We start from the raw sequence: 23,137 nt of genomic DNA on the forward strand, positions 1-23,137 counted from the left end.
ACCGACTTCCTAGAGGCGGCCATCCGGATGGCCGCAGGGGCGAACTCATGCTTTCAACCAGCACACGGGCAACGGCGCCGGCCGTTCCGCCCACCACCGGCCCAGGCGGCGCGATCCCCGCGCTGCCGGCCAACAGCCTGCAGCCGCTCGCCGGCATGCTGCGCTGGATCGTCGTCGCGGTGCTCACCGTCGCGGTCGCACTGCCGCTCGGCTTCATCCTGTTCCAGAGCCTGTTGTCCGCGCCGTTCTTCGATGCGAACAAGACGCTCGGCATCGAAGGCTTCCGCTTCATCTTCACCGACCCGGACTTCTGGTCGGCCGTAAAGAACTCGTTCATCATCGCCGGCGGGATGCTGTTCATCTCGATCCCGCTCGGCGGCATTCTCGCGTTCCTGATGGTGCGCACCGACCTGCCCGGCCGCCGCTGGCTCGAACCGCTGCTGCTCACGCCCGTGTTCGTGTCGCCGATGGTGCTCGCGTTCGGCTACGTGGTCGCCGCCGGCCCGGTCGGCTTCTACTCGGTGTGGTTCAAGGAACTGTTCGGGGTGCAGAACGTACCCTGGAACGTCTACTCGATCTTCGCGATCACGGTGATCGTCGGCCTCACGCACGTTCCGCACGTGTACCTGTACTCGTCGGCCGCGCTGCGCAACCTCGGCTCGGACGTCGAGGAAGCCGCGCGCGTGACGGGTGCCCGCCCGTTCCGCGTCGCGCTCGACGTGAGCCTGCCGATGACGATGCCCGCACTGCTGTTCGCCGGCGTGCTCGTGTTTTTCCTCGGCTTCGAGGTGTTCGGGCTGCCGCTCGTGCTCGGCGATCCAGAAGGCCACCTCGTGCTCGCGACCTACCTGTACAAGCTGACCAACAAGCTCGGCGTGCCGTCATATCACCTGATGGCCGCGGTTGCGGTGTGCATCGTCGCGATCACGTTCCCGCTCGTGCTGCTGCAGCGCCGCCTGCTGAAGACCGCGAACCGTTTCGTCACCGTGAAGGGCAAGGCCGGCCGCGCGACGGTGCTGCCGCTCGGCGTATGGCGCTGGGTCGCGCTCGCGATCGTCGCGCTGTGGCTGATGCTGACGGTGATCGTACCGATCTCCGGCATCGTGTTGCGCGCATTCGTGACCAACTGGGGCGAAGGCGTCGCGCTCGCCGAAGTGCTGACGCTGTCGAACTTCATCGAGCTGTTCGAGCAGGACAACCTCGTGCGCGCGATCATCAACACGCTCGGCATCGGCGTGATCGGCGGCGCGCTCGCGATCGGCTTCTACTCGCTCGTCGCGTTCGCCGGCCATCGCCGCCCCGACTGGGCGACCAAGCTGCTCGACTACCTCGTGTTGCTGCCGCGTGCGGTGCCCGGCCTGCTCGCCGGTCTCGCGTTCCTGTGGATCTTCCTGTTCGTCCCGGGCCTGCGCGAGCTGAAGAACTCGATGTGGAGCATCTGGATTGCGTACACGGTCGTGTGGCTCGCGTACGGGATGCGGCTCATTCAAAGCGCGCTGCTGCAGGTCGGCCCCGAGCTCGAGGAAGCCGGCCGCAGCGTCGGCGCGACGCGCAGCCGCGTGTCGCTCGACGTGACGCTGCCGCTCGTGCGTTTCGGCCTGCTCGCCGCGTGGCTCCTGATCTTCATGATCTTCGAGCGCGAATACTCGACCGCCGTCTACCTGCTGTCGCCCGGCACCGAAGTGATCGGCGCGCTGCTCGTGTCGCTATGGGCGACCGGCGCCGTCGACCAGGTTGCCGCGCTCTCTGTCATCAACATCGCGATGGTCGGCGCCGGTCTCGGCGTGGCCCTGCGCTTCGGAGTGAAACTTCATGGATAAGCTCATCGTCGACGACCTGCATCTCAGCTACGGCGCCAACCCGATCCTCAAGGGCGTGTCGTTCGAACTGAAGGCTGGCGAAGTCGTGTGCCTGCTCGGCGCATCGGGCAGCGGCAAGACCACGCTGCTGCGCGCGGTGGCCGGCCTCGAACAGCCGTCCGACGGCCGCATCCAGCTCGACGACCGCGTGTTCTTCGACGGCGCGCAGCGCGTCGATCTGCCGGTCGAACAGCGTTCGCTCGGCCTCGTGTTCCAGTCGTACGCGCTGTGGCCGCACCGCACCGTGGCCGAGAACGTCGGCTACGGGCTCAAGCTGCGGCGCGTCGCGCCGGCCGAACAGAAGCGCCGCGTGCAGACCGCGCTCGACCAGCTCGGGCTCGGCCATCTCGCGGAACGCTTTCCGCATCAGCTGTCGGGCGGCCAGCAGCAGCGCGTCGCGATCGCACGCGCGCTCGTCTACAACCCGCCGGTGATTCTGCTCGACGAGCCGCTGTCGAACCTCGACGCTAAGCTGCGCGAGGAAGCGCGTGCATGGCTGCGCGAGCTGATCGTGTCGCTCGGGCTGTCGGCGCTTTGCGTGACCCACGACCAGACCGAGGCGATGGCGATGTCGGACCGCATCCTGCTGCTGCGCAACGGCCGCATCGAACAGGAAGGCACGCCGGCCGAGCTGTACGGCGCGCCGCGCTCGCTGTACACGGCCGAGTTCATGGGCAGCAACAACCGCATCGACGCACGCGTCGCCGCCGTCGACGGCGAACGCGTGACGCTCGCCGGCGACGGCTGGGAACTGCAGGCGCTGGCCCGCGGCGCGTTCGCACCGGGCCAGGACGTGCAGGCCGTGATCCGCCTCGAACGCGTGCAGGTCGCCGACGGCCCGGGCGCGAACCGGCTGCAGGCCGATCTCGTCACGTCGATGTATCTCGGCGATCGCTGGGAATACCTGTTCCATTGCGGCGAAATGCGCCTGCGCGCGTTCGGCCACGTGCCGCGCGCGGCCGGCAAGCACTGGATCGAATTCCCGACCAACGACTGCTGGGCGTTCGCGAAAGCGGGCTGACCCGCGCGGCGGCCTGCGCGCCGTCGCGCACGTCGAGCAAGGCAATGACCGGCTGGCCCGGCGAACGCTTTCCGGCGTTGGCCGCGACCGCATCACACCCGTTTCACCCAACCCACAATAAACCAGGAGACACCGTCAATGAAATTTCGTGCAGCACTCCTCACCAGCTCAGCCGCCGCGGCCTGCATCGCCGCGCCGGCCGTGCACGCGCAGTCGTCGGTCACGATGTACGGGATCATGGATGCCGGCATCGAATACACGAACCATGCGGCACCGGAAGGCGGCAGTTCCGTCAAGCTGAAGTCGGGCAACAAGAATACGTCGCGCTGGGGCCTGCGCGGCGTCGAGGATCTCGGCGGCGGGCTGAAAGCCGTGTTCCGCCTCGAAAGCGGCATCGATCTCGCGAACGGGGCGTTCGACGACGGCCCCGACTCGATCTTCGCACGCCGCGCGACGGTCGGCCTGAAAGGAAAATGGGGCGAGCTGACGCTCGGCCGCAACTACACCGTCACGTACGACTACATGCTGCCGTTCGACCCGATGGGTTACGCGCAGAACTACTCGTGGGCGACGTCGTCGATGGCGACGGGTGGCCGCAAGGACGGCATGTTCACGCGCTCGTCGAACGCGGTGCGCTACGACGGTGAATTCAGCGGCGTGAAGTTCGGCGCGATGTACGGCTTCGGCAACGTGCCGGGCAGCGTGAAGACCAGCTCGAAATACGACTTCGCGCTCGGCTACGAGACCGGCCCGTTCGCGGCAGTGCTGACGTTCGACCGGCAGAACGGCGCGGCCGACAGCGTCACGCCGGCCGATACCGTCAACTACATCCAGGGCATCCACGCGGGCCTGAGCTACGACTTCGGCAACCTGAAAACGATGGCCGGCTATCGCAACTACAAGCGCACGTTTCGCACCACTGCGGCGAACCAGTTGAGCGACACGTACTGGGTCGGCGGGTCGTACCAGTTCACACCGACGTTCTCGCTGATCGCCGCTGTCTATCACCAGAACGTCAAGGGCGGCACCGATGCAGATCCGACGTTGGTGTCGGTGCGCGCGAATTACGCGCTGTCGAAGCGCACGGTGCTGTACGCGGCAGGCGCGTTTGCGATCGCGAAGCATGACCAAAAGGTCGGCGTTTCGCGCGATTTCGCGGGCTACGGCACGACGCAGGTCGGCGTGACGGCGGGGATTCAGCAGCGGTTCTGAGTCTGACGGCGGGCGGCGGCGCAGACGTTGCGCGCCGCGTCGCCGGGCCTCGACTGGCCGCCCCGCCCCTGGTTGTTGCACGAAACGCAGCCGGCGGTCATCGGGCGTCGCTTTCGCCGCGGCAACCAGCAGCGCCTGCGCGCTGCTCCCCCACAGACAGTCGAGCACGACATCCGCGCCTGTGCGGAAATGTGGCTCGAGCGCCCGCGCCGAGCAATGACGGGGCGCTCGCCGGCGCCCGTTACGACTGCTGCTTTCACGGTGGCTCCTTCAATCGGGGGATCTCGATCGACGGTTCCAGTGCGCGTCAGCGTGCGTCCAGCCACGCGCGCAGCGCCGGATCGCGAACTTCCAGCACGTCGAACAGGCCAAGCGCGCGTAAGGCGGGCAATGCATCGATCGTGTCGACTTCCGCGCGCGCCCGGTCGGCGGGCGCGGCGTTCGGGTCGGTCAGCACCCGCGCGTTGACCAGGAACGCACCAACCGTGCCCTTGCGGATCGTCGTTCCGTCGGCCTCGATCCGGTCGGCATGGTCGGGAAGCATCTGTTCGGCTCGCATCGTGTCGTACTCCGGTTGTCATCGATGGTCGCAGTGTAGGCGTGCGAATCCGGCCGATCTCCGGTATAACGGCCATTCGATACCGATATCCGGCCATGTCCGATCCACTCCTGCCCGCCCGATTCGTCACGTCCGACGACGGCCCGTTCGTCGTCGCTGCCGTCATGTCGCAACGCGACCCGCGCGTGACGCCATCCCACTCGCATGCGCGCGGGCAACTCGTCGGCGCGCTGAGCGGGCTGCTGACGATCGGCCTCGACGATCAGGACTGGGTCGTGCCGGCGATCCACGCGATCTGGATTCCGCCGCACTGCCGGCATTCGTTGCGTTCGTTCGGGCCGATTGCCGGCTGGTCGGCGTTCGTCGCCGAAGCGCGCTGCGCGGTACTGCCGGACACCCCGCGCGCGATCCGCACGACGCCGCTGCTGCGCGAAGCCGTGCAGCGCGCGGCGAGTTGGGGGAATGCGGACCTGGATGCCGCGCAGACGCGGATCGCCGATGTGATCCTCGATGAAATCGCGTCGTCGGAGGTCGAGGCGCTGGGGCTGGTGCGGCCGCGGGATCCGCAGCTGATGAGGATCACCGATGCGCTTGCCGCGGATCTCGCGGACAACCGGCGGCTCGAGGAATGGGCCGAATGGGCCGGGATCAGCGCGCGGACGATGAGCCGTCGCTTCGTCGCGGAGACGGGGCTCACGTTCGCCCGGTGGCGTCAGCAGGCCAGGCTGCTGCGGGCGCTGGAGAGCATTGCCGACGGCGTGCCGGTGACGACGATCGCGCTCGATCTCGGGTACGACAATGTGAGCGCGTTCATCGACATGTTCAAGCGTGCGTTGGGGACGACGCCGGGGAGGTATATGGAAACAGGGCGACGCGGAGACGAATGAGCGCGGCCCTTGGCAAATGGGAAACCATGGGACGGAAGGCAAGCGTCCGGTAGACGGAAAACGCCTGCCGCCGCCATTCGTCAATACGTCCCATCTCCCTTCTTCGCCGCCTCGCCGCCGTTCCCCTTGAATCGCGCCGCCAGTCGCTCCGCACTCCGCGCCAGCAGCGTTGTATCCACGCCGACCGCAACAAACAACGCCCCAGCCTCGAGATACCGACGCGCCGCCGCCTCGTCCGCGCTGAGAATGCCCGGCGCCTTCCCTGCCGCCTTGATCGCCCGGATCGCGCCGTCGATCGCAGCCTGCACATCGGGATGCCCCGGATTGCCGAGATGCCCGAGATCGGCAGCGAGGTCCGCCGGCCCGATGAACACGCCATCGACGCCGTCGACCCGCGCAATCGCGTCGATCGCATCGAGCCCGGCGCGCGTCTCGACCTGTACGAGCACGGCCATCTCGTCGTTCGCGCGATGCAGGTAGTCCCCAACGCGATTCCAACGCGACGCGCGCGCAAGCGCACTGCCGACCCCGCGAATCCCGTGCGGAGGATAACGCGTCGCGGCCACCGCCGCGCACGCTTCATCGGCACTCTGCACCATCGGCACGAGCAAGGTCTGCGCGCCGAGGTCGAGCACCTGCTTGACGATCACCGGATCGTTCCACGGCACCCGCACGACCGCATGTGACGGATACGGCGCGATCGCCTGCAACTGCGCGAGAATCGTCGGCACCGTGTTCGGCGCATGCTCGCCGTCGATCAGCAGCCAGTCGAACCCGGCGCCGGCGACGACTTCGGCGCTGTACGGATTCGCGAGCCCGAGCCACAGCCCGATCTGCGCATCGCCGCGCGCGAGCGCGCGCTTGAAGACATTCGGCGGAATCTGCATCGCGCGCCCCTCACTCGAAATGGCACTGGATCGTCCCGAGCGGACCGTAGTCGACGCTGAACGTGTCGCCCGGCCGCGCCGCGCACGGTCGCGTGAACGAGCCGCCCAGCACGATCTGCCCCGGCTCGAGCGCGACGCCGAAACGCGCCAGCCGATTGGCGAGCCACGCGACGCCATTGGCCGGATGGTTCAATACGCCGGCCGCGACCCCCGTTTCCTCGACCACGCCGTTGCGCGACATGATCGCCGCGACCCAGCGCAGGTCGACGTCCTGCGGCCGCACCGGGCGCCCGCCGATCACGACGCCCGCATTGGCCGCGTTGTCGGCGATCGTGTCGAACACCTTGCGCGGCCGCTTCGTGTCGGGGTCGATCGATTGGCTGCGTGCGTCGATGATCTCGAGCGCGGGCACCACGTAGTCGACCGCGTCGTACACGTCGAAGATCGTGCAGTTCGGGCCGGCAAGCCGCTTGCCGAGCACGAATGCGAGTTCGACCTCGACGCGCGGCACGATGAAGCGCCCGGTCGGAATCGTGCCGCCGTCGTCGAAGAACATGTCGTCGAGCAGCGCACCGTAATCGGGTTCGTCGATCTGCGACGTGTTCTGCATCGCCTTCGACGTAAGGCCGATCTTGTGCCCTTTCAGCGTGCGGCCTTCCGCAAGCTTGAGATTCACCCACGCGCGCTGGATCGCATAGGCGTCGTCGATCGTGATGTCGGGATGGTCGAGCGAGATCTGGCGGATCTGCGTGCGCGCGCGCTCGGCGTCGTGCAGGCGTCGGGCGAGCTGATCGATGAGGGCAGGTTCGAGCATGGTCGGATCGGGAATGGGGTTCAGCCGGCCCGCTTGTAGCGGGCATGGATGTTGTTGTGCTTGTACGAGCCGCTTTCGCTGAACTCGGTGAGCTCCATCGACAACGCGAGGTAACGTTTCGCGTACAGTTCGGCGAAATGCGCCTTGATCGCGTCGAACAACGCGTCGCACGCGGCCTTCTTGGTTTCGTCGCTGCGACCCGAGCCGATCTTCAGCGTTACGTGGACGAACGCGTCGTCCTCGGTGCCGTCGGCGACGCAGTAGTCCTGCAGCTCGATGGCGCGCGAGCGGATGCCGCCCGTGGGGAACACGCCGCCCTGCGCGATCAGCGTCGCGTTGATCGTGCGCAGCAGCGCGGGAATGCGCGCGTCGTCGCGGATGTTCGCGGTGTACTCGACGACGATGTGTGGCATGGCAACGCTCCTGATAGGTGATGAGGCGCTCAGGCGAGCGGGAAGATCGCGTTGATCTGCCCGGTGCCGGAGCTCGCGAAATAGTCGGTGACGATCTCGACGGGCTTGTCGTAGCGATCCCAGCCGAGCAGGCCGAGCAGCATCGCCGTGTCGTGCATGCCGCCTTCGCCGTGGCAATGCGTGTTGTATTCGGGCAGCATCGCGCAGAAGGTCCTGAAATCGCCCTGCTTCCACAGCTCGACCACGCGCAGGTCGACCTGCCGGAAGAATTCGCGGCTGATCTGGTGGATCGATTCCTCGGGGCTGCCGTTGTCGTTGAAGCGGTGCGACAGCGAACCGCTCGCGAGGAATGCGACATTCGAATCGCTCTTGCCGATCGCCTCGAGCAGCGCCTCGCCGAAGCGCCGGCTTTCGTCGAGCGTGTGCCACATGCACCAGCCCGCGATCGACACGACCTTGAAGTGCTGATCGCCGTTCATGTAACGCATCGGCACGAGCGTGCCGTATTCGAGTTCGAGGCTGTCGATCTCGTGCGCGCGCGTCGCGATGCCGCGCGCGCTGGCCGTCTCGGCGATCAGGCGGCCGAGCGCCGGGTTGCCCGGATACGCGTACTCCATGTCGCGGATGAAATGCGGCAGTTCGTTGCTGGTATACGTGCCCGCGAACCGCGCATTGCAGTTCACGTGATACCCGGCGTTGACGAGCCAGTGCACGTCCGACACGACGATCGTGTCGACGCCGAGCGCGCGGCAGCGCTCACCGATCAACTGATGGCCGCGGATCGCCGCTTCGCGGCAGCCATGATGCCTGCCGGGCAACTCCGACAGGTACATCGACGGCACGTGCGTGATCTTCGCGGCGAGGGACAGTTTGCCCATCGTTAAGTCTCCGTATCGTTCTGGCGTTCTGGCGGCGTTCCTGCGGCGGAACGACCCGCGCCAGTTACACGCCCCAGCGGGGGATGTGATGCGAACCCATCGAGATGCACACGTTCTTGATCTCCGCGAACACCTCGAAGCTGTACTCGCCGCCCTCGCGGCCGGTGCCCGACTCCTTCACCCCGCCGAACGGCTGGCGCAGGTCGCGCACGTTCTGGCTGTTCACGAACACCATCCCGGCCTCGACACCGCGCGCGAGGCGATGCACCTTGCCGACGTCCTGCGTCCAGATGTACGACGCGAGCCCGTAGGACGTGTCGTTGGCGAGCCGCAGACCTTCTTCCTCGTCCTCGAACGGGATCAGGCACGCGACCGGTCCGAAGATTTCCTCTTGCGCGATGCGCATCCGGTTGTCGACGTCCGCGAACACGGTCGGGCGCACGAAGTTGCCGTTGCGCAGATGCTCGGCGAGACCGGCCGGCTTGTCCGCGCCGCCGGCCACCACGTGCGCGCCTTCCTGCTCGCCGATCCGGATATACCCGGTCACCTTCTCCCAGTGCTGGCGCGTGATCATCGCGCCGAGCTGCGTCGCCGGATCGGACGGGTCGCCGACCACCAGATTGTTCGCGCGGCGCGCGAATTCCTGCACGAAGCGATCGTAGATCGTGCGCTGCACGAAGATCCGCGAGCCTGCGGTACAACGCTCACCGTTGATCGAGAAGATCGTGAACAGCGACGCGTCGAGCGCGCGGTCGAAATCGGCATCGTCGAAAATCAGCACCGGCGACTTGCCGCCAAGCTCCATCGAATACTTCTTCAGGCCCGCGCGCTCCATGATCCGCTTGCCCGTGACCGTGCCGCCCGTGAACGACACCGCGCGCACGTCCGGATGGCGCACCAGCGCGTCGCCTGCGGTCGCGCCGTAGCCCTGCACGACGTTCAGCACACCCGGCGGAATGCCAGCCTCGAGCGCGAGCCGGCCGAGCTGGTCTGCCGTCAGCGGCGACAGCTCCGACATCTTCAGCACGGCCGTGTTGCCGAGCGCGAGACACGGCGCCGTCTTCCACGTCGCGGTCATGAACGGCACGTTCCACGGCGACACCAGCGCGCACACGCCGACCGGCTGGTACAGCGTGTAGTTCAGCATCTGGTCGTCGACCGGATACGTGCGGCCGTTCATCTGCACGCACACTTCCGCGAAGAAGTTGAAGTTCTCGGACGCGCGCGGAATCAGCTGCTTGCTCGTCTGTGCGATCGGCAGACCCGTGTCCTGCGTCTCGAGCGCGGCGAGCATCGGCACGTTCTTCTCGATCAGCTCGCCGAGCTTGCGCATCAGCTTCGCGCGCTCCTTGGCGGGTGTGTTCGCCCATTTCGGGAACGCTTCCTTCGCCGCGCGCACGGCCGCGTCGACTTCGGCTTCGCCGGCCGATGCGACGTCGGTGATCACGTCGCCCGTCGCGGGATTCAGCGTCGTGAAGGTCTCGCGGCTCTCGACTTCGCGGCCGTCGATCCAGTGCTTGATGGTCATGTGCTCTCCTTCCTTGGGCGACGGGCTCAGCCGGCGCGATAGTAGTCTGCTTCGCCGATGATCGTGTTCACGAGCCGGCCGATCCCTTCGATTTCGGTCACCACCTCGTCGCCCGGCTTCGTGTCGGCCAACCCTTCCGGCGTGCCGGTCAGGATCAGGTCGCCCGGCGAGAGCGTCATGAAACCGCTGATGTGCTCGATCAGCGCGGGTACGTCGAAGATCATGTCGCGCGTGCTGCCGCGCTGCGTCTCCCGGCCGTTCACCGTCGTGCGCAGCATGAGGCCGCCCGCATCGCCGATCTCGTCGCGGCTGACGAGCCAGGGCCCGAGCGGCGTGCAGGTGTCACGGTTCTTCACGCGCAGGTTCGGGCGGTAGTAGTTTTCGAGGTAATCGCGGATCGCGTAGTCGTTCGCGACCGTGTAGCCGGCAACGTAGTCGATTGCCCGCGCCCGGCTCACGTTGCGCGCCGGGCGGCCGATCACGACGGCCAGCTCGCACTCGTAGTGCATGTGCGTCGCGTCCGCCGGGCGCATGGTGCGCGACCGATGACCGATGAAGGTGTTCGGCCCCTTCAGGAAAATCAGCGGCTCGCTCGGTGCCTTGAACGCGAGTTCCTTCGCGTGGTCCGCGTAGTTGAGGCCGAGCGCGAATGTCGTGCGCGGCGCGACGGGCGGCAGCCACGTCACCGCGTCCTCGGCGAGCACGCGCCCCGTGTCGAGGCGGATCGCGCCGTCGCTGGCCGGTTCGGCCGCATGCAGTGCGCCGTTGTAGATCACGCGCGCCGTCTTCATCGTGCTTCCTCCGCAATCAACGTATGCCGCAACGTGCCGATGCCGGCAGCGGTAATCTCCACCACGCTTCCCGCGCGGGCAAGCGGTGCGCCACCCGCAACGCCGAGCAGCAGCACGTCGCCCGCGTCGAACGACATGAACGCCGTCACGTCGGCAATCAGCTCGCGCACCGGGCGGATCAGTGTGGCGGTCGATGCGGACACCGCGGTGCTGCCGTCGATCCGTACCGTCAGGCCGATCGCGTGGATGTCGCCGAGCGCAGTAGCAGGCACGATCGCCGGGCCCAACGGGCAGAAACCGTCGCGACATTTGAAGCGCACGGCCGGACGGTAGTAATCGCGGTGCGGAACCGACACGTCGCTCGCGAGCGTGAAGCCGTGCACGTAGTCGAGCGCCTGCGCGGCCGGCACGCACGTCGCGCGCCGCGAGAACACGACGGCCACCGACGCGCCGATCTCCAACGCATCGATGCCCGCCGGCACCACGACGGCCGCGCCGTCGGCTGCGTGCGTGTTGGCCGGTTTGATGTAAAGGATCGGTGCCTGCGGCGGACGGCCGTAAGGCGGCGCGTGAACGGCGTCGCCGAGCGCGTCGAGTGCGGCGCGCTCGTTGAGCAGCGCACCGTAGACGGTACCGATGGCGACCGGCAGCGGCGGCGCCGCGGCGGTCATGCAGGACAGCTCCATGCGTCATTCCCCTGCCGCGCGTCGCGGCGCATCGTCAATACTTAACATCTTAAGTAAACAATCGAACGCTCGCAACCTCGATTACCCTGATACACGAAATTCATTCCCACCGACTGTTAAGATTGATGCGTCCCCGTCCTCTGCCCCTCTACCCACCCCGATGAACCGTACGCTCGACCATCGCAACCTGGCCATGCTGCTGCTCGAGGCCCGCGAAACGCTGATGTGCCTGTTCCGGCCCATTCTCAAGGAATTCGCGCTGACCGAACAGCAATGGCGGATCATTCGCGTGCTCGACGGCGAGCCGGCGCACGCGCTCGAAGCGGGACAGATCGCGCGCCGCTGCTGCATCCTGAGCCCAAGCCTCACGGGCGTGCTGGAACGCATGGAGCGCGACGGCCTGATTACGCGCACCCGCGCGCAGGAAGATCAGCGCAGGCTGCTGGTGAGCCTGACGCCGCAAAGCAGGAAACTGGTCACGGAAATCGGTCCGCGCATCGACGAGCAATATCGTCAGCTTGAAGCGCGTTTCGGCCAGGACGGCCTGGACGACATCTACCGGGCGCTCGACCGGCTGATCGAACTCGGCAGCGCGTCGTAGGGCCTGCCGCCGCCGGACCGCCGCGAGCGGCGACGAACCGGCCCCCGGGAATCGGCAGGCCCCGCATCGCGCGGGCCGTCAGTGCAGCGCGCCGCGCATCAGTTCCGTCACCGCGACGCCGCGCGACGTGCGCATGCATTCCTCGACGTAATCGATGAACGGCAGCGGCTCGAAATCGATTTCATCGCGCACGCGGTGGTTGTCGAACACGCGATCGACCATCGCGAACTCCGCGCACCGCTGCAACGCGCGGCCGATCACGCGTTCGAGCGCCGGATCGGACCGCCCCAGCACATCGCGCACCACGAGCGGCAGTTCGGCCGGCGCACAGGCCGCGTAGCGCGGCGCGCCCGTCATGCCGGCCGCCTCGTCCATCGCGCGCACGATCTGCGCGACCTGCGGCGCCTCGTCGCCGGCCGACACGTGGTACACGTCGTGCATCAGCGTCGGCTTCACGGCCAGCAGCATCGTCGCGCGCGCGACATCGTCGACCGACACGATGTCGATGCGCGTCATCGGCCGCGCGGTAAAGCGCCGCGCCGCGTGCGCGACGCGGAACATCCAGAACGAATTCGGTGCGGGCCGCGTGCCGAGCACCGTATGACCGACGACGTGCGACGGACGCACGACGACGAGCGGCAGCCCGAGCGCGCGCAGGCGCTGCTCCGTTTCGGCCTTCGCTTGCAGGTAGTCCGCCGCGAGCACCGCGCCGTGCAACCCGTCGCCGCCCTGCGCCGCGTCGCCCGCCGACGCCTCGTACACGATCCCGCCGCGGCCCGCGTGCGCATAGGCGGTGCCGACGTAAACGAAACGCTGCAGCTGCGGCGCGTGCGCGAACCGCTCGGCAAAGCGCAGCGAATCGGCGATGTCGGCCTGCAGGTGCGAACCGTCGGCCGGCGACGCATGGCCCGCGCAATGGATCACGTGCGTCGCGCCGGCGAGACGCGACGCGTCGGTGCCCTGCCACACGTCGCCGAGCGCACCGACGACCACGTTCGCGTCGCCGAGACGCGATGCCCAGTACGGCGCGAGCCCAGCGCGCAATGCCGCTTCGCGCAAACGCGCGACCGCGTGGGCGCGATGCTCCGCACGAACGACACACACGATGCGCTCGAGCAACCCGGCGTTGACGAGCGCCGTCAGCACGGTGCTGCCGATGAAGCCGGTGGCGCCGGTGAGCACCAGCCGTCCGACGTTGGCCGCCGCGACCGGTGCGCTGGCCGGCGACACGAGGCTCGTGCGCCAGTTGAGCGACAACGCGGTTTTCCAGATCAGCACGATAGTCTCCTTCGAAGAATCGGCCGGACGCCGCGGCCGCCCCGGATCGCGGAGCGGCGCACGGCTGTCGGCCGGGCCGGGGCCGACGCTCGCCCCGGTTATCCCGATCGGGCTGCGGCCCGCGATCGCGTCGATCGCATCTCTGGCACGAGGCGGCGGCGGCCCGCCACGGACAGGCGCCCGCGGCGCAGGATCGGAAGATCCAAGTGTGGGGCCTGATCGCCCGCAAGTCTGTCCTGAAAGTTTCGTGAAAGTGTGCGGATTTGTATGCGAATGTCGGAGTGTGTCGTACCGGCCAGGCGGTCAAATCATCGAAACGTCCGGTCGGGCAGCATGCGAGGGCTTCCGTGGCAGGATGGCCGATGCGCGTCGGGCCCTCGCTTCGACGCGACACTTCGACGCGGCCTCTCCCGGGTCATCGCATGTCCGGGACACGCCAGGTTCCGGTCGCGGCGCGCGGATCATGCTGCGCTTGCGTTTGCGCGCTCCGTCACGATCGTGGCGGATCGTCAGACGTCGTTTCATCGGGAAACGCCTATTGGTGCAATTCGGATTTATTGCGGATTATCACTTGCGTTTCACGGCAGTCTATCTAGACTGGTCAAACCAAAACGGTCGAATGTGTCATTTTTTTCAGGAGACGATCCAATGCGCCTCACTATTCGGATTAATGGCAGCGAGTCGGCAACCCGTCACTCCTTCGCGGTGCTCTGGGTCGATACCGATGAGGGGCTGTGGTCACGCGAGGCACACCAGGGGATCGATCTTCCGAGCTGGGGCAAGGTCCGGGACGTGGAAGGCGCAATGGCCCTCTGCGCGGCCGACAGCGGGAATGCCGTATGCCAGTTGAAGGGGCTGTCGTTCAGCGCGACGCAGCGCGAACAAGGTCCGGCTGTGCTCGCCGGCGAGCACCCCGACGGCGCATGGCGACTGCAGGCGGTCGATCGTTCCACGGCGGAGTCGGAATATCATGAATTTATTGCCGTCGCGCGATAGGTATTTTTGACGGCAATCCTCTGCGGTTTTCGGGTTTATTCCAGTTTCCGCGATATTCATTTAGATATTCACGAATAACGGCGCCTCTCTTCGAGGCGCCTTTTTATTTTCCGGACCCTTAATTAATCGGGGCCGGGTTAATCGAACCGCGGCGGCGGTAACAACGCTCCGCCCATCCCTCCCGGCTCCGTCGGCACAAGTACGTCAGGCCGCATTGCCATTTCGCCGCGCTTCCCTTCTTCGGACCCTACCCGGGCGGAAACGCAAACCTTTTATGGGGCCGAAACATACTTTCCCCACATGATGTTTACTCATTTATTACAATCGCATTATTCCAACTGACTTGCCGCCGTCCGGCGGCCCGACCCGGCCCTTGCATGAGCGTGAAAAAGAAGACCCATCCCGCCGATCCATACGCCGCCGCGACCAAGCATCCGATGCTCGCGTCGCGCCTGCCGATGTGGCGCTCGAAGCTGGTCGTGATCATGGTGTCCCTCGGTTTCGCCGCGCTGATCGGACGCGCCTTCTGGGTGCAGGTCGCGAACCAGGATTTCTACGTCGGGCAAGGCCAGAAGCGCTACCAGCGCACGATCGAGCTCGACGCGATGCGCGGGCGCATCGTCGACCGCAACGGCGCGATGCTCGCGGTCAGCCTGTCGACGTATGAAATCTGGGCGAATCCGAAACAAGTCGCCGAAATCGACTATCCGCAGATCGCGAAGCTGCTCGACATGCCGCTCGCGGAAGTGAAGCGCCGCCTGCGCAACGACCGCACGTTCGTGCTGCTCAAGCGGCAGATCGACGCCGACACCGCGAGCCGGCTCGACAAGCTCGAGATCGACGGCATCACGCAGATCGCCGACTCGAAGCGCTTCTATCCGGAGGGCGAATCGGCCGCGCACGTAGTCGGCTTCACCAACGTCGAGGACAAAGGCCAGGAAGGCGTCGAGCTCGCGGCGAACGGGCGGCTGTCGGGTACCTCCGGGCAGCGCGAGGTGATCCGCGACCGGCTCGGCCGCATCGTGTCCGACACGCGTCCGCTCGTGCCCGCGCAGCACGGCGCGACGATCGAACTGACGATCGACCGGCGGATCCAGCAGCTCGCGTTCAGCCAGCTCAAGGCCGCAGTGCTCGAGAACAACGCGATAGCCGGCAGCGTGGTCGTGCTCGACGCGCAGAACGGCGAAATCCTCGCGCTCGCGAACTACCCGACCTTCGACCCGAACGACCGCGCCCGGCTGACGGGCCAGCAGCTGCGCAACCGCGCGGTGATCGACACGTTCGAGCCGGGTTCGACGATCAAGCCGCTCGTCGTCGCGCTGTCGATCGACGAGCGCAAGGTCACGCCGAACACGATCATCAACACATCGCCCGGCACCTACAAGATCGGCCCGGCCGTGATCCACGACACGTCGAACCACGGCTCGCTGACCGTCTCGCAGGCGCTGCAGAAGTCGAGCAACGTCGCGCTCGCGAAGCTGGCGCTGAACCTGCCCGCCGAAACGATCTGGAACAAGTACCAGGAATACGGGATCGGCCGCGCGCCGGAGCTGACATTCCCGGGCGTCGCGTCGGGCCGCCTGCGCGGCTACAAGCGCTGGCGGCCGATCGAGCAGGCGACGATGGCGTACGGCTACGGGCTGTCGATGTCGCTGCTGCAGATCGCGCAGACCTACACCGCCTACGCGGGCGACGGCACGCTGCACCCGGTGTCGCTGCTGAAGAACGGCTCCGACCCGCAGACGATCAATGCCCATCGCGGCCACCGCGTGACGTCGCCGCAAACCGCGGCGGCGATCCGCGCGATGCTCGAGTCGGCCGTCGGCGAAGGCGGCACGGGGCGCCGCGCGCGCGTCGACGGCTACCGGATCGGCGGCAAGACGGGCACGGCGCGCAAGCAGGTCGGCGCGACCTATGCGAAGGGCAAGTACCGCGCATTGTTCGCGGGGATGGCGCCGATGAGCAACCCGCGCCTGATCGTCGCGGTGATGATCGACGAGCCACGCGGCAAGGGCTATTACGGCGGCACGGTGGCCGGCCCGGTGTTCTCGTCGGTCACGAGCGGCTCGCTGCAGTTGCTCGGCGTGCCGCCCGACGCACCGGTCGAGCCGACGCCGAATGCGCCGGTCAAGGCCGCACCGCAGAAGACCGTCGCGGCGCCGAAGGCCACGGCGCAACCGAAGACGGCGGGCGAGCAGAAGGCATCGGCCCCCGTGAAAACGGCCGCGCAATCCGGCGCGGCCGTACCGGCGAAGGCGGCGGCAGGCTGAAGCCGCCGGGGCGCACTGGGCGCCGCGCGAGGCGAACAGGTCGACTGTTCGCCGTGCCGAATTCCCGGCACGCCCCCTTTCCGCTGGCCAACACTATCCCGCCACCCGCGCGAACCCGGCCGCGCGACCGTCAGTGCGCGTGCGCATCCGCCACCGGCTTCACCATCCTGCCGAGCACGTGCTCGGTCATTCCGCGCGCGAGTTCGCTCTCGCCCATGAACACGGTGCCGACACCCTCGCTCGACAGCAACGCGGCCTCGTCGCTGCTGTTCGTGCACAGCACGACCTCCAGCATCGGGTTCAGTGTGCGCGAGATCTCGACGATCTGCCGCACGTCGAATACGTCCGGCAGCGTGACGACCAGCATCCCGGCGCGCGCGATATGCGCCTGCACGAGCACGACCGGCTCGATCGCGTCGCCCGACACGGCGGCGACGCCGTCCGCGCGCAGCTTTTCGACGAGCTCGCGATTCTGCTCGACGACGACATACGCGATGCCGCGCTCGTCCAGCGCATGCGCGATCCGCGTGCCGACCTTGCCGTAGCCGACGATCACGACCTGCCCGGTCAGGTGCGTCTGCGGCGTCGACATCGGCAGCGCGGCGAGCGGATCGTCGCGCGCCTCGAGCTTGCGCGCAAATGCAGAATGCTTGCGGATCCACGCGAGCGCCGGATCGATCATCGCGAACAGCAGCGTGTTCATCGCGATCGAGATCAGTGCGACCGCGAGGATCAGGCTCTGCCCTTCGGCCGACAGCAGCCCGAGCGCACGACCGAGCCCCGCGAGAATGAACGAGAATTCGCCGATCTGCGCGAGGCCCGCGCCGACCGTCAGCGCGGTGTTCAGCGGATAGCGGAACGCGATCACGAGCGCGACCGCCGCGAGCGTCTTGCCGATCAGGACGATCGCCGCGACTTCGATCACGTGCAGCGGCTCGGTGAGCAGCACCGTCGGATCGAACAGCATCCCGACCGAAATGAAGAACAGCACCGAGAACGCGTCGCGCAGCGGCAGCGTCTCGTCGGCCGCGCGCCGGCTGAACTCCGACTCGCGCATCATCATCCCGGCGAAGAACGCGCCGAGCGCGAACGACACGTCGAACAGCTTCGCCGCGCCGTACGCGATGCCGACCGCCGCGGCGATCATGCACAGCGTGAACAGCTCGCGCGAACCGGTGCGCGCGACGAGCCACAGGATGCGCGGGAACACGCGCTTGCCGACCACGAGCATCAGTGCGATGAACGCGGCGACCTTCAGCATCGTGACGCCGAGCGTGCCCCACACGCTACCGCCGGCCGCGTGCGCATCGCCGGGCGGCGTGCCGCCGAGCAGCCCCGCGACGGGCGGCAGCAGCACGAGCACCAGCACCATCACGAGATCCTCGACGACGAGCCAGCCGACCGCGATGCGCCCATTCACCGTCTCGACGAGGCCGCGCCCCTCGAGCGCCCGCAGCAGCACGACCGTGCTCGCGACCGACAGCGCGAGCCCGAACACGAGCGCCGCACCGAGGCTCCAGCCCCACGTGAGCGCGAGCCCGCCGCCGAGCAACGTTGCGACGGTAATCTGGACGACGGCCCCCGGCAGTGCGATCTTGCGCACCGCGAGCAGATCGCCGAGCGAGAAATGCAGGCCGACACCGAACATCAGCAGCATCACGCCGACTTCCGCGAGCTGCTGCGCGAGCGACAGGTCGCCGACGAAACCGGGCGTGCCGGGGCCGATCACGATCCCGGCGAGCAGATAGCCGACGAGCGGCGGCATTTTCAGCAGTGACGCGAGGTAACCGAAGATCATCGCGAGACCGAAACCGGCCGCGAGCAACGCAATCAGGCTGACGTCATGAGGCATCCCCCCTCCCGAGTTCTTGTAACTATTTAGTAAGGTTCAAGAATGGAAGGATAAGGGATGAGATGGAAAAATGGCGGGCCACCGCGAAATATTCGCGCGGTGGCCCGCCATTGCGGGGGTACTACCCCGGGCAGTCGGAACGCGCCCCACGCGCCGGCCGGCGGCGCGCGGCGGATCGATCGGGCGGCGACCGGCGTCCCGCCGCGTGCGTCAGCGCGACGCCTGCGGGAACCGCGCGCCCGGCGGCGGCTCCGGCCGCGTCGACGGCGTGCTCTTGCGCACCTTCGCGACCTGCGCGGCCGTGATCGCCGTGCCCGTATTGCCCCAGCTCGTGCGCACGAAGTTCGACACGTCCGCGACTTCCTGGTCCGACAGGCGCCAGCCGAACGGGGGCATCGTGAAGGTCGACGGCGCGGTGTGCGTCCCCTGCAGCGCGCTGCCTTCCAGCACGACGTGGATCAGCGACGTCGGATCCTCGCCCTGCACGACCGGATTGCCGGCGAGCGCCGGGAACACGCGCGTGTAGCCGTGGCCGTCGCTGCGGTGGCACGCCATGCAGTTGTCACGATAGACGGCGGCGCCCGGCTTGCTCGCGTCGCCGGTCTGCAGCGCCTTCGCCGCGGCCGCGTCGTACATGTGCGGCTGCTCGCCCTGCACGCGCGGCGGCAGCGTCTTCAGGTAGCGCGCGATCGCGGTCAGGTCGTCGTCGCTCAAGTGCTGCATGCTGTGGCCGACCACGTCCGTCATCCCGCCGAACGCGGCCGTGCGCAGCGTGCGGCCGGTCTTCAGGAACTGCACGATCTCGGTTTCGCTCCACGTGCCGAGCCCGGTGCGCGACTCGCCGCGCAGGCTCGTCGGCACCCAGCCGTCGATCGCCGCGCCGCCGGCCAGGAAGTCGAGGCCGCCCGCATCGGTCAGCGCGCGCTCCTGCATCGTCGCCGCACGCGGCGTGTGGCACGCGCCGCAATGACCGAGACCCTGCACGAGATACGCGCCGCGCGCGACCACCGGATCGGTGTACGACGCCGCGTCGAACGGCTTCGGCGCCGGCGCGAACAGCTTGCGCCAGAACATCAGCGGCCAGCGCATCGACAGGGGCCACACGATGTCGACCGCGCGGTTTTCGCGTTCGACCGGCGTGACGCCGTGCATGAAGTACGCATACAGCGCCTTCACGTCGTCGTCGCTCAGGCGCGCGTAGGACGGGTACGGCATCGCCGGGTACATCGTGTCGCCGTTCTTGCGGACGCCCTCGCGCACCGCGCGAGTGAAGTCGTCGAGCGTCCAGCCGCCGAGGCCCGTCTTCGGGTCCGGCGTGATGTTGGTCGAATAGATCGCGCCGATCGGCGTGTCGAACTTCAGCCCGCCCGCGAACGGCTTGCCGCCGCTCGCAGTGTGGCACGCGATGCAGTCGCCCGCGCGGGCAAGATATTCGCCGCGCTTGACGAGGTTCGCGTCGGCCGATTGTGCCGCCGGTGCCGCCGTCGGGCCCGAAGCCGCAGCCGGCCCCGCCGGTTGCGCGAAGGCCGCCCCGCCCGCGAGACCGAACGCCGCCCATGCCGTGCCGATCGCCAGTGCGCGCCGCAGCGGGGAAATTCGGCGCGCGGCGTTGTGGTGGTTCACTGTCCTCTTCATGCGGTCACCAGCGGAGCGGGATTTTTCAGGTATTGCTCGCGGATCGCGCGTGCCGACCAGTAGGCCAGCGCCGCGATGATCCCGGTCGGGTTGTAGCCGATGCCTTGCGGCAGCGCCGACGCGCCCATCACGAACACGTTGTGCACGTCCCAGCATTGCAGGTAGCGGTTCAGCACGCTCGTCTTCGGATCGGTGCCCATGATCGCGCCGCCCACCAGGTGCGTCGTCTGGTATGCGCGCGAATCGAAGTGCTTGCCGAACTCGCGCGTCGACACGCCGATCGCCTTCGGCCCCATCGCCTCCGCGATCTTCTTCATCTGCCCGGTCACGTACTGCGCCATCTTGATGTCGTTGTCCTTCCAGTCGAAGGTCATCCGCAAGAGCGGCTGGCCGTACGAATCGCGATAGGTCGGATCGAGGTCGAGGTAGACATCGCGGTACGACATGTTCGTGCCGTGCGCATCCATCGAGATCGTGTGCGCATAGTTGTCCTTCACGGCCTTCTTCCACGCGGCGCCCCATTGCGGCGTGCCCGGCGGCGTCGCAATGCCGCTGATCGGCTTCACGCCGGCCTGGTTCACCCACAGCGGCGAACCGCCGACGAAGCCGAGCGGGCCATGGTCGAAGTTGTCCGCGTTGAAGTCGTCCACCGCGACGCCGTTGCCGCCCGCGCCGATGAACGGGTTCGTGAAGGTGTCCTTGTCGAAGAACGCCTTGATCGTCGACAGGTTCTGGTACGCGAAATTGCGGCCCACCACGCCTTCGCCCGAGATCGGGTCGTACGGCTTGCCGATACCCGACAGCAGCAGCAGGTGCACGTTGTGATACTGGAACGCCGCGACGATCACGAGATCGGCCGGCTGATGCACTTCACGGCCGGCCGGGTCGACGTAGGTGACACCCGTCGCACGCTTCTTCGTGCCGTCGAGGTCCACGCGCAGCACGTGGCACTTCGAGCGCAGCTCGAAGTTCGGCGCCTGCTTCAGCGCCGGCAGGATGTTCAGGTTCGGCGACGCCTTCGAGTACATGTAGCACGCGTAGCCGCTGCAGTAGCCGCAGAAGTTGCACGGGCCCATCTGCACGCCGTACGGGTTCGTGTATGGGCCCGACGTATTCGCCGACGGCAGCCGGTACGGATGCAGGCCGAGCGACCTGGCCGCGTCGAAGAAGCGCTGCGCCGAATAGGTGTTGAGCTGCGCGGGCAGCGGGAAGTTGTCGCTGCGGTTCGCTTCGAACACGTTGCCGTCGCCGACCACCTTGCCGCCGACCTTGTACGCCTGCCCCGACGTGCCGAACACCTTCTCGGCGAAGTCGAAATGCGGCTCGAGCTCGTCGTAGGTCACGCCCGTGTCCTGGATCGTCATCCCTTCCGGGATGAACTTCTTGCCGTAGCGCTCTTCGTAGTGGCTGCGCAGGCGCAGCTCTTCCGGCGTGATCCGGAAATGCACGCCCGACCAGTGCAGCCCCGCGCCGCCGACGCCCTCTCCCGGCAGGAACGCGGCGAGCTGCCGGTACGGCAGCGCGGTGTCCTGCACGCCGTGGCGGATCGACACGGTCGTCTTCGACAGGTCGAGGAACAGCTTCTTGCGGACGTTGTAGGTCAGCTCGTCGATCGTGTTCGGATACGCGCCGTCCGGGTAGGTGTCGCGATACTCGCCGCGCTCGAGCGCGACGACGTTCAGGCCCGCTTCGGTCAGTTCCTTCGCGAGAATCGCGCCGGTCCAGCCGAAGCCGACGATCACCGCATCGACATGCGGCTTTTTCTCTGCGGCCATCAGCTGCGCTCCCCGTTGATCGAGACGGGGCCGTACGGGTACGGCTTGCCGTTCTGGTTGACGAAATCCATGAAGTCGGCGCGCGCGCCCGGAAAACCGATCATCTTCCACGCGGCCATGTCGTGATTGCCGCCGTGCACCGGATCGCAGAAGTAGCCTTCGCGCGTGTTCTGCAGCAACTGGCCGAAGAACACGGCGGACGACACGTCGTCGATCTGCGCGCCGCCTTTTTCGAGTTCGCCGAGCACGGTGTCGCGAGTCGGCGCGTCGAGATCGGCGAACACCTTGCCATGGGCCTTTTCGCAATAGCGGTTGACCGCCGCGATGCCGAGCCGGTAGATGTCGCGTGGCACGAGCTTGAGCTGGTAGCCGAGCTCGGGCACGCCCTGCTGGAACGGCCCCTGCATGTACCACGTCGCGCCGTGTGCGTACGGGGTTTCCATCTGGCGGTCGATGAATTCGGGCACGCCGGATTCGAGCGCGCCGGGGCCTTCGGCGTCGGCCGGGATCAACCGGTCGACGGCGGCCTGGACGAACGCCCACTCCTTCGCATCGAAGAAGGTCGGCTTGTACGGCGCGCGTTCGCCGCCGGCCGGCGCGGTGGAGGCATTGCCGGCCGTGGTCGAGGACGACGACGAGCGCAGGTCGCAACCGGCGACCGACGCGACCGACGCGATCGGCACGAGCGCGACCGACGTGCGCAGGAAGCGGCGACGCGAATTGGGTTTGTCGGGTGGCGTGGACATGGTCGGATGGTGATCGTTGTGGAACGTGGTTCGGGGCGCGCATTCCGCATGCGGCATGCCCGGCACGGCAGCCTTGCCGCGCGCGGCCGGCCGTCCTGTTCTTGCGGCGTTGCGAACAACCTCGATGCGGGCGCACGCCACGCGCTGCGCGGTGGCGCCGTCATGCAGCCGCGCAGCGCGCCGGTTCCGGCGCGCTGCGGGTTCGACCTCTTCGCGGGTCTGATCATCGGGCAGATACCGGCTTACCGCCCGCATCTGCCCTTCATCGCCATGGCCCTGTTCAACTTAGACGCCGCGCTGGCCGACGGCAAGCGCATCGTGCACGACCCTCATTCCGGGCCCGACGACAAACGCCGCGAATTATAAATGGAACCGGTTCCATTTCCAAAGGGTTCAATGCAATTCATTACATCGAAAACCGCAATAATGAGGAAATCGTTTTCCGGAAT

At 67.3% G+C, this 23,137-nt stretch carries 21 protein-coding genes and 1 pseudogene; 8 read left to right on the forward strand and 14 right to left on the reverse strand.

Annotation, left to right across the window (positions count from 1 at the left end; translation table 11 throughout):
- Positions 1-47 precede the first annotated feature (47 nt).
- The 3 genes from ACT2FV_RS05315 (at position 48) to ACT2FV_RS05325 (ending at position 4,092) form a co-directional block, all read left to right on the forward strand.
- Entirely contained in the window at positions 48-1,820 is a 1,773-nt protein-coding gene (locus ACT2FV_RS05315) for an ABC transporter permease (RefSeq protein ID WP_059679647.1), read from the forward strand.
- Positions 1,813-2,880: an ABC transporter ATP-binding protein gene (locus tag ACT2FV_RS05320; protein ID WP_444503383.1), complete on the forward strand. Its 1,068-nt coding sequence runs from the start codon at positions 1,813-1,815 to the stop codon at positions 2,878-2,880. Before ACT2FV_RS05315 ends, ACT2FV_RS05320 begins: the two co-directional genes overlap by 8 nt.
- Before the next feature lie 138 nt (positions 2,881-3,018).
- Complete coding sequence (locus ACT2FV_RS05325; protein ID WP_444503384.1) at positions 3,019-4,092, forward strand: porin; 1,074 nt, start codon at positions 3,019-3,021, stop codon at positions 4,090-4,092.
- Positions 4,093-4,167: 75 nt separating this feature from the next.
- Here ACT2FV_RS05325 and ACT2FV_RS05330 read toward each other — a convergent pair.
- Both ACT2FV_RS05330 and ACT2FV_RS05335 read right to left on the reverse strand, forming a co-directional pair.
- Positions 4,168-4,302 (reverse strand): annotated as a pseudogene (locus ACT2FV_RS05330) (quinone oxidoreductase family protein); the annotation flags it as partial.
- Between the two features lie 97 nt (positions 4,303-4,399).
- Complete coding sequence (locus ACT2FV_RS05335) at positions 4,400-4,651, reverse strand: hypothetical protein (RefSeq protein ID WP_175815199.1); 252 nt, start codon at positions 4,649-4,651, stop codon at positions 4,400-4,402.
- 95 nt (positions 4,652-4,746) lie between these two features.
- Between ACT2FV_RS05335 and ACT2FV_RS05340 the strand changes: the two genes are divergently transcribed.
- On the forward strand, positions 4,747-5,538 hold the full coding sequence (locus ACT2FV_RS05340) for an AraC family transcriptional regulator (protein ID WP_059599290.1): 792 nt from the start codon (positions 4,747-4,749) through the stop codon (positions 5,536-5,538).
- Between the two features lie 80 nt (positions 5,539-5,618).
- On the opposite strand, the gene hpaI is transcribed toward ACT2FV_RS05340, so the two are convergent.
- From hpaI to ACT2FV_RS05375, 7 genes are all read right to left on the reverse strand, one after another.
- Positions 5,619-6,425: a 4-hydroxy-2-oxoheptanedioate aldolase gene (gene hpaI, locus ACT2FV_RS05345; RefSeq protein ID WP_124623718.1), complete on the reverse strand. Its 807-nt coding sequence runs from the start codon at positions 6,423-6,425 to the stop codon at positions 5,619-5,621.
- 10 nt (positions 6,426-6,435) lie between these two features.
- Entirely contained in the window at positions 6,436-7,239 is an 804-nt protein-coding gene (hpaH, locus tag ACT2FV_RS05350) for a 2-oxo-hept-4-ene-1,7-dioate hydratase (RefSeq protein ID WP_059599288.1), read from the reverse strand.
- A gap of 20 nt (positions 7,240-7,259) precedes the next feature.
- A complete protein-coding gene (locus ACT2FV_RS05355) occupies positions 7,260-7,652 on the reverse strand; it encodes a 5-carboxymethyl-2-hydroxymuconate Delta-isomerase (RefSeq protein WP_059599287.1) in 393 nt (130 codons plus the stop codon).
- Positions 7,653-7,681: 29 nt separating this feature from the next.
- Positions 7,682-8,530, reverse strand: a complete 849-nt coding sequence (gene hpaD, locus ACT2FV_RS05360; protein ID WP_124900709.1) for a 3,4-dihydroxyphenylacetate 2,3-dioxygenase — start codon at positions 8,528-8,530, stop codon at positions 7,682-7,684.
- A gap of 64 nt (positions 8,531-8,594) precedes the next feature.
- Positions 8,595-10,058, reverse strand: a complete 1,464-nt coding sequence (gene hpaE, locus ACT2FV_RS05365) for a 5-carboxymethyl-2-hydroxymuconate semialdehyde dehydrogenase (RefSeq protein WP_444503385.1) — start codon at positions 10,056-10,058, stop codon at positions 8,595-8,597.
- 26 nt (positions 10,059-10,084) lie between these two features.
- On the reverse strand, positions 10,085-10,849 hold the full coding sequence (locus ACT2FV_RS05370) for a fumarylacetoacetate hydrolase family protein (protein ID WP_444503386.1): 765 nt from the start codon (positions 10,847-10,849) through the stop codon (positions 10,085-10,087).
- Positions 10,846-11,535: a fumarylacetoacetate hydrolase family protein gene (locus ACT2FV_RS05375; protein WP_444503387.1), complete on the reverse strand. Its 690-nt coding sequence runs from the start codon at positions 11,533-11,535 to the stop codon at positions 10,846-10,848. The genes ACT2FV_RS05370 and ACT2FV_RS05375 overlap by 4 nt, the downstream gene beginning before the upstream one ends.
- A gap of 160 nt (positions 11,536-11,695) precedes the next feature.
- On the opposite strand from ACT2FV_RS05375, the gene hpaR reads away from it, so the two are divergent.
- Positions 11,696-12,136 (forward strand): homoprotocatechuate degradation operon regulator HpaR, encoded by a 441-nt coding sequence (gene hpaR / locus ACT2FV_RS05380; protein ID WP_059599282.1) that lies wholly within the window; start codon positions 11,696-11,698, stop codon positions 12,134-12,136.
- A 78-nt stretch (positions 12,137-12,214) separates the two neighbouring features.
- On the opposite strand, the gene ACT2FV_RS05385 is transcribed toward hpaR, so the two are convergent.
- Positions 12,215-13,414 (reverse strand): SDR family oxidoreductase, encoded by a 1,200-nt coding sequence (locus ACT2FV_RS05385; protein WP_124623699.1) that lies wholly within the window; start codon positions 13,412-13,414, stop codon positions 12,215-12,217.
- Between the two features lie 648 nt (positions 13,415-14,062).
- Between ACT2FV_RS05385 and ACT2FV_RS05390 the strand changes: the two genes are divergently transcribed.
- Positions 14,063-14,410 carry a DUF3564 family protein gene (locus ACT2FV_RS05390; RefSeq protein WP_444503388.1) on the forward strand — a complete coding sequence of 116 codons (348 nt, stop codon included), beginning with the start codon at positions 14,063-14,065 and terminating at the stop codon, positions 14,408-14,410.
- 377 nt (positions 14,411-14,787) lie between these two features.
- A complete protein-coding gene (locus tag ACT2FV_RS05395; RefSeq protein WP_124623697.1) occupies positions 14,788-16,680 on the forward strand; it encodes a peptidoglycan D,D-transpeptidase FtsI family protein in 1,893 nt (630 codons plus the stop codon).
- Between the two features lie 130 nt (positions 16,681-16,810).
- Here the strand turns inward: ACT2FV_RS05395 and ACT2FV_RS05400 are convergent, their stop codons facing one another.
- The 4 genes from ACT2FV_RS05400 to ACT2FV_RS05415 all read right to left on the reverse strand — a co-directional run bounded on the left by ACT2FV_RS05400 (position 16,811) and on the right by ACT2FV_RS05415 (position 22,688).
- Positions 16,811-18,532 (reverse strand): cation:proton antiporter domain-containing protein, encoded by a 1,722-nt coding sequence (locus ACT2FV_RS05400; RefSeq protein WP_124900703.1) that lies wholly within the window; start codon positions 18,530-18,532, stop codon positions 16,811-16,813.
- A 210-nt stretch (positions 18,533-18,742) separates the two neighbouring features.
- Positions 18,743-20,167 (reverse strand): cytochrome c, encoded by a 1,425-nt coding sequence (locus tag ACT2FV_RS05405; RefSeq protein ID WP_444503389.1) that lies wholly within the window; start codon positions 20,165-20,167, stop codon positions 18,743-18,745.
- Positions 20,164-21,942, reverse strand: a complete 1,779-nt coding sequence (locus tag ACT2FV_RS05410) for a GMC family oxidoreductase (RefSeq protein WP_444503390.1) — start codon at positions 21,940-21,942, stop codon at positions 20,164-20,166. The genes ACT2FV_RS05405 and ACT2FV_RS05410 overlap by 4 nt, the downstream gene beginning before the upstream one ends.
- The gene (locus ACT2FV_RS05415) at positions 21,942-22,688 is read right to left on the reverse strand and encodes a gluconate 2-dehydrogenase subunit 3 family protein (protein WP_444503391.1); all 747 of its coding nucleotides are present in this window, start codon (positions 22,686-22,688) and stop codon (positions 21,942-21,944) included. The genes ACT2FV_RS05410 and ACT2FV_RS05415 overlap by 1 nt, the downstream gene beginning before the upstream one ends.
- 6 nt (positions 22,689-22,694) lie before the next feature.
- Here ACT2FV_RS05415 and ACT2FV_RS05420 point away from each other — a divergent pair, with 6 nt between their 5' ends.
- Positions 22,695-23,054: a hypothetical protein gene (locus tag ACT2FV_RS05420; protein WP_444503392.1), complete on the forward strand. Its 360-nt coding sequence runs from the start codon at positions 22,695-22,697 to the stop codon at positions 23,052-23,054.
- Positions 23,055-23,137: the final 83 nt, after the last annotated feature.

Origin of the sequence: Burkholderia sp. PR2 (genome assembly GCF_052372875.1) — a bacterium.
In the GTDB taxonomy this organism is placed as follows: Bacteria; Pseudomonadota; Gammaproteobacteria; order Burkholderiales; family Burkholderiaceae; genus Burkholderia; species Burkholderia diffusa.